This is a genomic window from Nocardioides epinepheli (assembly GCF_037936805.1).
GTDB lineage: Bacteria > Actinomycetota > Actinomycetes > Propionibacteriales > Nocardioidaceae > Nocardioides.
In genome coordinates, this window is record NZ_JBBMMC010000005.1 from 62,608 (window position 1) to 75,161 (window position 12,554).

10 protein-coding genes are annotated in these 12,554 nt (G+C 71.6%); 1 reads left to right on the plus strand and 9 read right to left on the minus strand.

The window, feature by feature from the left end; all coding sequences use genetic code 11:
- Positions 1-85: 85 nt before the first annotated feature.
- Genes pgl through tkt form a run of 6 tightly spaced genes read right to left on the minus strand, consistent with a single transcriptional unit; the run spans position 86 to position 8,248 of the window.
- Entirely contained in the window at positions 86-889 is an 804-nt protein-coding gene (gene pgl, locus WMR31_RS08385; RefSeq protein WP_340538341.1) for a 6-phosphogluconolactonase, read from the minus strand.
- The gene (locus tag WMR31_RS08390) at positions 886-1,791 is read right to left on the minus strand and encodes a glucose-6-phosphate dehydrogenase assembly protein OpcA (protein WP_340538342.1); all 906 of its coding nucleotides are present in this window, start codon (positions 1,789-1,791) and stop codon (positions 886-888) included. The genes pgl and WMR31_RS08390 overlap by 4 nt, the downstream gene beginning before the upstream one ends.
- Positions 1,788-3,320 carry a glucose-6-phosphate dehydrogenase gene (zwf, locus tag WMR31_RS08395; protein ID WP_340538343.1) on the minus strand — a complete coding sequence of 511 codons (1,533 nt, stop codon included), beginning with the start codon at positions 3,318-3,320 and terminating at the stop codon, positions 1,788-1,790. The genes WMR31_RS08390 and zwf overlap by 4 nt, the downstream gene beginning before the upstream one ends.
- On the minus strand, positions 3,317-4,990 hold the full coding sequence (gene pgi, locus WMR31_RS08400; protein WP_340538344.1) for a glucose-6-phosphate isomerase: 1,674 nt from the start codon (positions 4,988-4,990) through the stop codon (positions 3,317-3,319). The genes zwf and pgi overlap by 4 nt, the downstream gene beginning before the upstream one ends.
- Positions 4,987-6,093 (minus strand): transaldolase, encoded by a 1,107-nt coding sequence (tal, locus tag WMR31_RS08405; protein ID WP_340538345.1) that lies wholly within the window; start codon positions 6,091-6,093, stop codon positions 4,987-4,989. Before tal ends, pgi begins: the two co-directional genes overlap by 4 nt.
- A 43-nt stretch (positions 6,094-6,136) precedes the next feature.
- Positions 6,137-8,248 (minus strand): transketolase, encoded by a 2,112-nt coding sequence (gene tkt, locus WMR31_RS08410; RefSeq protein ID WP_340538346.1) that lies wholly within the window; start codon positions 8,246-8,248, stop codon positions 6,137-6,139.
- Between the two features lie 135 nt (positions 8,249-8,383).
- On the opposite strand from tkt, the gene WMR31_RS08415 reads away from it, so the two are divergent.
- Positions 8,384-9,358 carry a heme o synthase gene (locus WMR31_RS08415; RefSeq protein WP_445321619.1) on the plus strand — a complete coding sequence of 325 codons (975 nt, stop codon included), beginning with the start codon at positions 8,384-8,386 and terminating at the stop codon, positions 9,356-9,358.
- A gap of 554 nt (positions 9,359-9,912) precedes the next feature.
- Here the strand turns inward: WMR31_RS08415 and WMR31_RS08420 are convergent.
- The 3 genes from WMR31_RS08420 to WMR31_RS08430 are packed head-to-tail and all read right to left on the minus strand — an operon-like array spanning position 9,913 to position 12,544.
- On the minus strand, positions 9,913-10,836 hold the full coding sequence (locus WMR31_RS08420; protein WP_340538347.1) for a COX15/CtaA family protein: 924 nt from the start codon (positions 10,834-10,836) through the stop codon (positions 9,913-9,915).
- 8 nt (positions 10,837-10,844) lie between these two features.
- Complete coding sequence (locus tag WMR31_RS08425) at positions 10,845-11,600, minus strand: ABC transporter permease (RefSeq protein ID WP_340538348.1); 756 nt, start codon at positions 11,598-11,600, stop codon at positions 10,845-10,847.
- Positions 11,597-12,544: an ABC transporter ATP-binding protein gene (locus WMR31_RS08430; protein WP_340538349.1), complete on the minus strand. Its 948-nt coding sequence runs from the start codon at positions 12,542-12,544 to the stop codon at positions 11,597-11,599. The genes WMR31_RS08425 and WMR31_RS08430 overlap by 4 nt, the downstream gene beginning before the upstream one ends.
- Positions 12,545-12,554: the final 10 nt, after the last annotated feature.

Here is a 12,554-nt window from a genome sequence, read left to right on the forward strand (position 1 = left end):
CTGCGGCTCAGCTGCCCTGTGGACAACCGTGGCGTCACGCCGAGTCGGCACTTGTGTTGAGCAGAAGTGCCGACTCGGCGTTCAGTCAGAGCTCGGCCGCGGCTTGGGGGTCGAGCCACCAGGTGATCTCGGTGGGGGTGTCGTTCGGGTCGGGATGCGGGGCGGTGGGGTGGGTCGGCACCGAGGGGGTATCGGACGGCGGGCGCCCGACCACTCCGCGGGCCGGGGTCTCGCCCACCGAGCCCTCGGCGGCGAGGGCGCGGGCGACGGCGTCGGCCTTGGACTCTCCGGAGGCGAGGAACCAGATCGCGTCGGCGCGGTTGAGGCACTCCAGGGTGAGGGAGACCCGCTCGGGCGGCGGCTTCGGGGAGTCGTGGACGCCGATCGCGATCGCGTCGGTGACCGTCACGCCCGGCAGGCCGGGGAACAGCGACGCGACGTGGCCGTCGGGGCCGATGCCGAGCATCACGACGTCGAACGCTCCCGAGCCGTGCGCGCGGATCAGCTCGGCGTACGCCGCCGCGGCGTCCTCGACCGTCGCCGCGGCGTCGGTGGCCGGGATCTCGTAGACCCGGCTCGCGCCGACGGCGTCGAGGAAGGCAGCGCGGGCCTGGCCGGCGTTGCGGTCGGGGGAGTCGGGTGCGACGAAGCGCTCGTCACCGAACCACACGACCACGGCGCCCCAGTCGACCCCCGACTCGGGCGAGAGCCGCGCGATCTCGCGGTGGACGGCGTCGGCGATGGTGCCGCCGGTCAGCGCGATCTGCGGCACGCGACCGGCCGCCTGGAGGTCGGCGAGCCGGCTGAGCAGCTCGCCGGCCACCGCGGTGGCGAGCGCCTCGGGAGTCGGCTGGACCTCGATGCGCGGCTCGATCCGGTGCTCGCTCACTTCGACTCCTTGGCCAGGCTGGTGATGGTGGCCGCGTACACGTCGTCCTCGTCGAGACGACGCAGCTCCTCGGCGAGCAGCTCGGGCACCTTGCGGCGCTTGAGCGCGATGGGCCGGTCGGGCTGGCCCGGTGAGGTGAACGTCGCCAGCCGGCCGTCGGAGCGCGAGATCCGGATCGGCCCCTCGCGGGTCTCCATCACGACCTCGGTGATGCCCGGCCCGGCCGAGCGGTGCCGGGTGACCTCGACCTTGAGCCGGTTGCGCAGCCACGCGGCCAGCAGGTCGGCGCTCGGGCTCGTCTGCTCCGAGGTGACCCGCGCCGAGGTGACCTTGAGCGGATGCTGGTCGAGGGACGCCGCGAGCAGCGCCCGCCACGCGGTGAGCCGCGTCCAGGCCAGGTCGGTGTTGCCGGCGACGTAGGACTCGCACTGCGTGCGCAGCGCGGTGCGCTTGCCGCGGTGCACCTCCGCGGCGTCGGTGATCCGGCGCCGGGCGAGTCGGCCCAGCGGATCGGACGCCGGCTCGGCGGGTGCGTCGTGCGGCCACCAGATCGCGACCGGCGAGTCGGGCAGCAGCAGCGGCAGCACCACCGAGTCGGCGTGCTTGACCACCTCGCCCTCGAGACGGATGACCGCGGCCTCTCCGCCCCAGCCGGCTCCCGTGCCGACCTGGGCGTTGACCTGCGCCGAGCCGCGCTTGGAGCCGAGGACGACGCCGAGAACCCGCGCGGGGTGCTCCTGGGTCGCCTTGCGGGCGTTGGTCATCGCCTCCTCGGCCGACGCCTCGTCGACCACGACGATGAGGGTCATGACCATGCCCATCGCGGGGGAGCCGGCCCGGGTGCGGGCGCGGACGAACTCGGCGGCGATCGCCGCGGAGTTGGTGTCGATCAGCTCGATCACGGTCGCCTCCAGACGCGTCCGTCGCGCGCGAGCATCTCATCGGCCGACGCCGGCCCCCAGGTGCCCGGCGTGTAGTCCTCCGGCTTGCCGGCGTCCGCCCAGCGGTCGAGCACCGGGTCGAGGATCTTCCAGGACAGCTCGACCTCCTCGTGCCGCGGGAAGAGCGGTGGGTCGCCGAGGAGGACGTCGAGGATCAGCCGCTCGTAGGCCTCCGGCGAGGACTCGGTGAACGTGCCGCCGTAGGCGAAGTCCATGTTCACGTCGCGGATCTCCATCGCGGTGCCGGGCACCTTCGCGCCGAAGCGCAGCGTCATGCCCTCGTCGGGCTGGATCCGGATGACCAGCGCGTTCTGGGTGAGGTCCTCGACCGAGGTCGCGGTGAACGGCTGGTGCACCGCGCGCTTGAAGACGACGGCCACCTCGGTGACCCGGCGCCCCAGGCGCTTCCCGGTGCGCAGGTAGAACGGGACGCCGGCCCACCGGCGGTTCTCCACGTGGAGGGTGAGCGCGGCGTAGGTCTCGGTGTGCGAGCGGGCGGGGATGCCCTCCTCCTCGGTGAACCCGAGGACCTTGACGCCGCCGGCCCACCCCGCGGCGTACTGACCGCGCGCGGTGCCGCGGTCCAGGCGCCGCGGCAGCCGGATGCTGGAGAGGAGCTTCTGCTTCTCGATGCGCAGCGGCTCGGCCTCGAACGAGGTCGGCTCCTCCATCGCCACCAGCGCCATCAGTTGGAGCAGGTGGTTCTGGATGACGTCGCGGGCCGCGCCGATGCCGTCGTAGTAGCCGGCCCGGCCGCCGATGCCGGCGTCCTCGGCCATGGTGATCTGCACGTGGTCGACGTACTTGTTGTTCCACAGCGGCTCGAACATGGTGTTGGCGAACCGGGTGGCGAGGATGTTCTGGACCGTCTCCTTGCCGAGGTAGTGGTCGATCCGGAAGATCGTCGACGGCGGGAACACCGCGTCGAGCGCGGAGTTCAGCTCTCGCGCGGAGGCGAGGTCGTGGCCGAACGGCTTCTCGATGACGACGCGGCGCCAGGTGTCCTCGGTGGACTCCGCGAGGCCGTGCTTGTGGAGCTGGTCGGCCACGGTCCCGAACCCACCCGGCGGGATGGCGAGGTAGAAGGCGTAGTTGCCGCCCGTGCCGCGGACGTCGTCGAGCTCCTCGACCGTGCGCCGCAGCTCCTCGAAGGCGTGGTCGTCGTCGAAGGACCCGGACACGAACCGGAAGCCCTCGGCGAGCTGGTTCCACACCTCCTCACGGAACTCGGTGCGTGCGTGCTCCTTGACCGAGTCGTGCACGATCTGCGCGAAGTCCTGGTCGGCCCAGTCGCGGCGGGCGAAGCCGACGAGACTGAAGCCCGGGGGCAGGAGCCCGCGGTTGGCGAGGTCGTAGATCGCCGGCATCAGCTTCTTGCGGGACAGGTCGCCGGTGACGCCGAACAGCACCATCCCGCACGGGCCCGCGATGCGGGGGAGCCGTCGGTCCTGCTCCTGGCGCAGCGGGTTGACGTAGGGCCGCGGGCTCACCCGGCCGCACCTCGTCGGTGCTTGCGGTAGTAGTCGATCAGCGCGCGGGTGGAGGCGTCCTGCTCGGCCAGCGCGTCGGCGTCGCCGGCGATCGCCGGGCCGACCTGCTGGGCCAGCTGCTTGCCGAGCTCGACGCCCCACTGGTCGAAGCTGTCGATGCCCCACACCGCGCCCTGCACGAAGGTCAGGTGCTCATAGAGGGCGACCAGCTGTCCGAGCACCGAGGGCGTGAGCTCCGGGCCGATGATCGACGTCGTGGGGCGGTTCCCGGAGAACACCCGGGCCGGGACGATCGCCTCGGGCGTGCCTTCGGCGCGCACCTCCTCGGCGGTCTTGCCGAACGCCAGTGCCCGGGTCTGGGCCAGGAAGTTGGCCAGGAACAGCTCGTGGACGTCGGTGTCGCCGTCCTTGAGCGGATAGCTCGGGTTGGCCATGGCGATGAAGTCGGCCGGGATGAGCCGGGTGCCCTGGTGGATGAGCTGGTAGAAGGCGTGCTGGCCGTTGGTGCCCGGCTCCCCCCAGAACACCTCGCCGGTCGTCGTGGTGACCGGTGAGCCGTCCCAGCGCACGCCCTTGCCGTTCGACTCCATCGTCAGCTGCTGGAGGTAGGCGGGGAAGCGGTGCAGCAGCTGGGTGTAGGGGAGGACCGCATGGCTCTGCGCGCCGAGGAAGTTGGAGTACCAGACGTTCAGCAGCCCCATGAGCAGGGGCACGTTGCGCGCCGGCTCGGTGGTGCGGAAGTGCTCGTCGATGGTGTGGAAGCCGCCGAGCAGCTCGCGGAAGCGCTCCGGCCCGATCGCGATGACCAGGGAGGTGCCGATGGCGGAGTCGACGGAGTAGCGGCCCCCGACCCAGTCCCAGAAGCCGAACGCGTTCGCCGGGTCGATGCCGAAGTCGGCGACCTTGTCGAGCGCGGTCGAGACCGCCACGAAGTGCTTGGCGACCGCCGCGTCGGTGTCGGTGACGCCGAGCGCCGCGAGTGCCTCCAGCAGCCACGACCTGGCCAGGCGGGCGTTGGTGAGGGTCTCCAGCGTGCCGAAGGTCTTGCTCGACACGATGAACAGGGTGGTGGCCGGGTCGAGGCCGGCCAGAGTGGTCGCGGCGTCGGTGGGGTCGATGTTGCTGATGAACCGGCATTCCAGCCCCGGCAGCCGGTACGGGGCCAGCGCCTCGTAGGCCATCACCGGCCCAAGATCGGAGCCACCGATCCCGATGTTCACCACCGTGCGGATTCGCTCACCGGTGATCCCGGTCCACGTGCCGTCGCGCACGGCGTCGGCGAAGGCGTAGACCCGGTCGAGCACCTCGTGCACGTCGTGGACGACGTCCTGGCCGTCGACCTCCAACGTCGCCTCCCGGGGGAGGCGCAGCGCGGTGTGCAGCACCGCACGGTCCTCGGTGACGTTGATGTGCTCACCGGCGAACATGGCGTCGCGTCGCTCGGTGACGCCGGTCTCGGCGGCGAGATCGAGGAGGGCGGTGAGGATGTCGTCGTCGAGGAGGTCCTTGGACAGGTCGACCACGAGGTCGCCGGCGGTGAAGGTGAACCGCTCGACGCGCCCGGGGTCGTCGGCGAACCAGGCCCGCAGGTCGGGTTCGAGCTCCTCGGCGAGGGTGGAGAGTCGAGCCCAGGCCGGGGTGGCGGTCGCGTCGACCGGGCCCTGGGTCACTGGGCCGCCTTGTCCATCTGACCCTGCACGGTGTCGACCAGCTCGTGCCACGACGCCTTGAACTTGTCGACGCCCTCGGTCTCGAGCACGTCCATCACGTCGGCGAAGTCGACGCCGGCGGCCGAGACCTGGTCGAGCAGCTCCTGGGCCTCCGCGCCCCGGCCGGTGACCATGTCGCCGAGCACCTCGCCGTGGTCGGCGAACGCCTCGAGGGTCTTCTCCGGCATCGTGTTGACCGTGCCGGAGACCACCAGGTCGGTGACGTACATCGTGTCGGGGTACTCGGGGTTCTTCACCCCGGTGGAGGCCCACAGCGGGCGCTGCGGGTTCGCGCCCGCCTCGGCGAGCACGCGCCACCGGTCGCTGGCCATGACCTCCTCGAAGGCGCCGTAGGCGACGCGCGCGTTGGCGACCGCGGCCTTGCCCTTGAGCGCCAGTGCCTCGTCGGTGCCGATCTCGTCGAGCCGCTTGTCGACCTCGGTGTCGACGCGCGAGACGAAGAACGAGGCGACCGAGCGGATCTTCGACAGGTCGAGGCCGGCGTCGCGGGCCTGCTCGAGACCGCTGAGGTAGGCGTCCATCACCTCGCGGTAGCGCTCGGTGCTGAAGATCAGCGTGACGTTGACGCTGATGCCCTGCGCGATCGCGGCGGTGATGGCGGGCAGGCCCTCCTTGGTGGCGGGGATCTTGATCAGGGCGTTGGGCCGGTCGACGGCCTGCCACAGCGCCTGCGCCGAGGCGATGGTCCGCTCGGTGTCGTTGGCGAGGTCGGGCTCCACCTCGATCGAGACCCGGCCGTCGTCGGCGGTGGCCTCGGCGACGGGCGCCAGCACGTCGCAGGCGTTGCGGACGTCGTCGGTGGTGAGGTCGAAGATCACCGCGTCGACGTCCTTGCCGGCCGCGACCAGGTCCTTGACCTGCGCGTCATAGCGCTCGCCGTCGGCGATCGCGGCGGCGAAGATGGTCGGGTTGGTGGTGACGCCGGTGACGTGGCTGTCCTTGACCAGCTCGGCGAGGTTGCCGGACTCGATCCGCTCGCGAGAGAGGTCGTCGAGCCAGATGGAGACGCCTGCGTCGGCGAGGGCCTTGAGTCGGTCGGTCATGGGTTCTCCTGGGATCGGATGGGTGGAACCGGACTGGTGGGGCTCAGGCGGTGACCGCGCGGATGCTGTCGCGGGCCGCGTCCGCCATGGCCTGGGCGGTGATGCCGAACTCCTCGTAGATGCGCTGGTAGTCGGCCGAGGCACCGAAGTGGTCGAGGGAGACGATGCGGCCGTGGTCGCCGACGTACTCGCGCCAGCCCTGCTTCACCCCGGCCTCGATCGAGACCCGGGCCTTGACCGTCGGCGGGATCACCGAGTCGCGGTAGGACTGGTCCTGCGCCTCGAACCACTCCAGGCACGGCAGCGACACCACGCGGGCCGAGATGCCGTCGGCTGCGAGCAGATCCCGGGCGCCGACGGCGAGCTGGACCTCCGAGCCGGTGGCCAGCAGGACGACGTCGGGGGTGCCCTCGGTGTCGAGCAGCACGTAGCCGCCCTTGGCGGCCCCGGAGGCCTCGCCCCAGCGCTGGCCGCTCTCGTCGACGCCGCGGGGGAAGACCGGCACGTTCTGTCGGGTGAGCACCAGGGCCGAGGGCCGGTCGGTGTGCTCGAGGACGGCGTGCCAGCAGACCGAGGTCTCGTTGGCGTCGGCAGGCCGGACGACGTCGAGGCCGGGCATCGCCCGAAGCGCCGCGAGGTGCTCGACGGGCTGGTGGGTGGGGCCGTCCTCGCCGAGGCCGATCGAGTCGTGCGTCCAGACGTAGGTGACCGGCAGGTGGCTGAGCGCGGCGAGCCGGACCGAGCCACGCATGTAGTCGGAGAAGGTGAGGAACGTGGCGCCGTAGACGCGGGTGATCCGGTCGGCGGCGATGCCGTTCATGATCGCGCCCATGGCGTGCTCACGGATCCCGAAGTGGAGGACGCGGCCCTGATAGGGGTCGGCGGTCCACTCGCCGGTGCTGCGCGAGGTGGGAGCGAACGAGGGCGCCGACTCGATGGTGGTGTTGTTCGAGCCCGCGAGGTCGGCGGAGCCGCCCCACAGCTCGGGCATCACCGGCGCGATCGCGTTGAGCACCTTCCCGGAGGCCGCCCGGGTGGCGATGCCCTTCGCGTCGGCCTCGAAGACCGGCAGCGCGGCGGCGAGATCGTCGGGAAGGCGCTGGGCCTTGAGCCGGTGGAGGAGCTCGGCCTTCTCGGGGTTGGCCTCGCGCCAGGCGTCGTAGCGCTTGTCCCACTCCGCGCCCGCGGCCGAGCCGCGCTCTCCCAGCTTGCGGGTGTGCGCGAGCACGTCGTCGGGCACCTCGAAGGTCTTCTCCGGATCCCAGCCGAGCACCTTCTTGGTGGCCGCGACCTCCTCGTCGCCGAGCGCGCTGCCGTGCGCCTTCTCGGTGCCCTGGGCGTTGGGGGCGGGCCAGGCGATGATGGTGTCGAGCACGATCAGCGAGGGCTTGTCGGTGACGGCGTCGGCGGCCTGGATGGCGTCGTAGAGAGCGGGGACGTCCTCGCGGTACTCCGTGCCGCCCTGGGTCCAGTCGACGGTCTGCACGTGCCAGCCGTAGGCCTCGTAGCGCTTGGCGACGTCCTCGGTGAAGGCGATGTCGGTGTCGCCCTCGATCGAGATCCGGTTGCGGTCGTAGATCATCGTGATGGCGCCGAGCTCCTGGGTGCCGGCGATCGAGCTCGCCTCACCGCTGACGCCCTCCTCGAGGTCGCCGTCGGAACACAGGATGTAGACGCGGTGGTCGAACAGGCTCTCGCCGGGGGCCGCCTCGGGGTCGAGCAGGCCGTGCACCCGCCGCGCCTCCATCGCCATCCCGACGCCGTTGCCGACGCCCTGGCCCAGCGGCCCGGTGGTGATCTCGACGCCGACGGTGTGGCCGAGCTCGGGGTGCCCCGGGGTCAGCGACCCCCAGGTGCGCAGGGACTTGAGGTCCTCGAGCTCGAGGCCGAAGCCACCGAGGTAAAGCTGGTTGTAGAGCGTCATGCTGGTGTGGCCGCACGAGAGGACGAAGCGGTCGCGGGCGATCCAGCCCGGGTCGGCCGGATCGTGGCGCATCACCTTCTGGAACAGCAGGTAGGCCACCGGGGCCAGGCTCATGGCGGTGCCGGGGTGGCCGTTCCCGACCTTCTGCACGGCATCCATCGCCAGCACCCGGGCGGTGTCCACCGCCTTCGCATCGAGATCGGTCCAGTCGAGGGTTGCGCTGTCGCTCACGGGGCTCCTAAAGACATGTTCTCGGGTGGTACCGAGCCTACTCACCTCGGGCGTTAGACTCACAGCGCCCGAGCGGCTCGATCGCCCGGCACCCACCCTGCTGATCCCCAGCACTCGAACTCCGCGAGGAGCTTTGTGACCTACGTCGGCGAATCGCGCCCCGCCCTCGGGCAGCCCGACCCCGAACGGGGTCCGGCCTCGGTGAAGGCCGCGCCCAAGGCGACCTTCAAGGACGTCGTCGCGGCCTACGTCGGGCTCACCAAGCCACGGGTCATCGAGCTGCTGCTGCTCACCACCGTTCCGGTGATGTTCTTCGCCCAGCGTGGCGTGCCGCCGCTGGGCCTGGTGGTCGCGACCGTCGTCGGCGGTGCCCTCTCGGCCGGCTCCGCCTCGACCTACAACTGCGTCTACGACCGCGACATCGACGAGCAGATGCGGCGCACCCGGCGCCGCGCGCTGCCGCGCCACGTCGTCACCCCCGCGGCGGCGCTGATCTTCGCCACCGTGCAGGCCGTGCTCTCCACCGTGGTGCTGGCGGTGTGGGTCAACCCGCTCTCGGCGGTGCTCTCGGTGCTCGCCAACGCGTTCTACGTCTTCGGCTACACCATGCTCCTCAAGCGCCGCACCACGCAGAACATCGTGTGGGGCGGCATCGCGGGCTGCTTCCCGGCGCTGATCGGATGGACCGCCGTCACCGGCGAGCTGTCCTGGGTCCCGATCGTGCTCTTCGCCGTGGTGTTCTTCTGGACCCCGCCCCACACCTGGGCCCTCGCCCTGCGCTATCGCGAGGACTACGCCAACGTCGACGTCCCGATGCTGCCGGTGGTCAAGCCCGCCGCCGAGGTCGCCCGCCAGATCGTGCTCTACAGCTGGGTGATGGTCGCCACCTCGCTCCTGCTCTGGCCGGTGGCCTCCACGGGCCCGGTCTACCCGGTGGTCGCCGTCATCCTCGGCGCGATCTTCCTGGTCGAGGCCCACCGCATGTGGCGCCGCGCCCGCGGCACCGAGGACCTCAGCCTGATCCAGCCGATGCGGCTGTTCCACCACTCCAACCTGTACCTGTCGCTGCTCTTCGTCGCCGTCGCGCTCGACCCGCTGCTGACGCGCTGAGGCTCCTCGGCCCGCCTGGTGTGCTGGGTGGGGCTGGGGCGGACTGGCGGGCGTCGGTGGGCCGGATGCCGTTGCCCAGCACAGCGATGACCCGAATGGCGCAATTGCGCGGATTGGGTCGGTCGAGCGGGGTGGTGGTGACCCGAATGGCGCAATTGCGCGGAACGGGTCGGTCGAGCGGGGTGGTGGTGACCCGAACGGCGCAATTGCGCGGAACGGGTCGGTCGGGCGGGGTGGTGGTGACCCGAACGGCGCAATTGCGCGGAACGGGTCGGTCGAGCGGGGTGGTGGTGACCCGAACGGCGCAATTGCGCGGAACGGGTCGGTCGGGCGGGGTGGTGGTGACCCGAACGGCGCAATTGCGCGGAACGGGTCGGTCGAGCGGGGTGGTGGTGACCCGAACGGCGCAATTGCGCGGAACGGGTCGGTCGAGCGGGGTGGTGGTGACCCGAATGGCGCAATTGCGCGGAACGGGTCGGTCGAGCGGGGTGGGGGTGACCCGAACGGCGCAATTGCGCGGAACGGGTCGTCGGGCCTCGGCGGTGCGGCCCGCCTCAACCTCCGACAGCAGCAGACCGCACCTGTGACGCCGCGGGGGAGTTCTGCCCCGGGGTGCGCAGGACGATCGCGAGCACAGCCCAGGTGACGGCGGCGGAGATGAGGGCCGCGCCGAGCATGTGGGCGCCGACGAGGATCTCGGGGAGGTCGGTGAAGTACTGGACGAAGCCGATGACGCTCTGGCCGGCCTCGACGGCAAGCAGCACCAGCACGGCGCGACGGGCGGTGCCGGCGACGAAGACCAGGCCGATGCTGAGGCCGATCAGCAGGAAGACCGAGTCGGCGTGCAGCTGGCTCATCTGGAGTGGGTCGAGGCCGTTGCGGGGGGTCTCGTCGTCGCCGGCGTGGGGGCCGGCCCCGGTCACGATGGTGCCGAGGTAGAGGACCACCCAGGCGGCGGCGAAGGTGATCCAGGCGAGGGTCTGGGCGCCGCCGCGGGTCCAGACGGCGTCGGGATCGTCGATCCGGCGCAGGAACAGCACCGCGGTGCCGACCATCGCCATCGAGACCAGCAGGTGCAGCGCGACGATCCAGGAGTTGAGGTCGGTGAGCACGGTGATGCCGCCGATCACCGCCTGGGCCGGGATCCCCAGGGCCAGGACGAGCGCGAGCACCCGGAGCTGACGACGTCCGGTCTGCCAGGCGGCCACGAAGGTCGCGATCGCGACCGCGGTGAGCACGAAGGTGAGCAGCCGGTTGCCGAACTCGATGGCCGAGTGCAGCTCCAGCTCGCCGTGCGGCGTGAACGACTCGTCGGTGCAGCGCGGCCACGTGGGGCAGCCCAGGCCCGATCCGGTGAGACGGACGGCGCCTCCGGTCACCACGATCCCGATGTTGGCGACCAGGCTCGCCCACCCGAGCGGTTTCACGAACCGCCCGGCCCCGGCCAGTCCCGGGACCTTGTCCAGCACGTTGCTCACTCCCATTCTCATTCCCACCGGAAGGTCTTCGCCGTCGCGATCGAGCCGATCACGGTCCAGGCCGCCAGCACCGCGAGGCCGCGCCAGGCGACCGCGGCGTCGTCGAGCGCGGCGCGCATCGCCTCGCCGAGCGCTCCCGAGGGGAGCCAGGTGACGACGTCGCCGAAGGAGCCGTAGGCGGAGGCCGGCAGGACGACGGCGCCGCCGGCCATGAGGAGCAGGTAGACCAGGTTCGCCACGGCCAGCGTCGCCTCGGCGCGCACCGCGCCGGCCAGCAGCAGGCCCAGCGAGGCGAACGCCGTGGTGCCGAGCAGGATCGTGACCAGCAGGCCGAGGACCGAGATGTCGGGCTCCCAGCCCATGGCGAAGGCGACCCCGCCGATCACGACCACCTGGAGGGCCTCGACGGCCAGCAGGGCGAGCACCTTGGCACTCAGCAGCGAGGTGCGTGACAGGGGAGAGGCCCCCAGGCGCTTGATCAGCCCGTAGCGGCGCTCGAAGCCGGTGGCGATGGCGAGCGCGGTGAACGACGTCGACATGATCGCCAGCGCAAGGACGCCCGGCGCGAAGGTCTGCACGTCGTAGTCGAGGTTGATCCGCTCGGAGCCGCGCACGCCGGCGACCAGGATGATCACCGGGATCACCACGGCGAGCAGCAGCTGCTCGCCGTTGCGCAGCATCAGCCGGGCCTCCATCGAGGCCTGGGTGAGGATCTGCCGCACGACGGGGGCGGCGCCGGGCGCGGGCGCGAAGGTGCTGGTCATGACGGCTCCGTGAGCGGCGCGGAGAGGGCGGTGAGGTCGAGGAAGACGTCCTCGAGGTTGCGCTGGCCGAGGGTCAGCGACTCCGGCAGCACGTCGTGCTCCTCGCACCAGCGCGACACCTTCGCCAGCGTCGAGCCGTCGGCCGGCCCGGTGATCCGCAGGCTGACGGCGTCGAGCTGGGTGACCTCGGTGCCGGCGCCCAGCACGGTGGCCAGCGACTCTGGAGCCCCGGGCGGGAAGGGCTCGGTGACGACGAGCCGGATCGTGGCGACCGAGCCGCCCCGGGTGAGCTCGAGCGGCGTCCCGGAGGCGACCAGGGTGCCGCGGTCGACGATGTGCACGCGGTCGGCGAGCCGTTCGGCCTCGTCCATGTAGTGGGTGGTGAGCACCACGGTGACGCCGTCGGCCCGCAGCTCCTCCAGCAGCTCCCACACGGTGCGGCGGATCGCGGGGTCCAGGCCGGCGGTCGGCTCGTCGACGAAGACCAGCTCGGGGCGACCCACGATCGCCATCGCCAGGCCCAGACGCTGCTGCTGGCCGCCGGAGAGCCGCCGGTACGGCGTCCGGCCGCAGTCGGCGAGTCCTAGCCGCTCGACGAGGAGGTCGACGTCGACCGGGTGCGCGTGCAGCCGGGCGACGTGGCGCAGCATCTCCACCGCACGGACGCCGCCCCAGGCGCCACCGCTCTGGAGCATGACGCCGATGCGGGGGAGCAGGGCGCGGCGGTCGCGTACCGGGTCGAGTCCGAGGACCCGGACCGTGCCCTGCTGGGGCACGCGGTAGCCCTCGCAGGTCTCGAGCGTGGTGGTCTTTCCGGCGCCGTTGGGGCCGAGGACCGCGGTGATCGTGTGCGGCTCGACGCTCAGGCTGAGCCCGTCGACGGCCACCTTGTCGCCGTAGCGCATCACCAGGCCCTCGACGCTGACGGCGGGAGCGACGGGCACTTCTCGAGTT

Excerpts from the sequence above, each read along its gene's own strand:
- WMR31_RS08425 (WP_340538348.1), bottom strand. The coding sequence starts at position 11,600 with ATGACCAGCACCTTCGCGCCCGCGCCCGGCGCCGCCCCCGTCGTGCGG.
- tal (WP_340538345.1), bottom strand. The coding sequence starts at position 6,093 with ATGACCGACCGACTCAAGGCCCTCGCCGACGCAGGCGTCTCCATCTGG.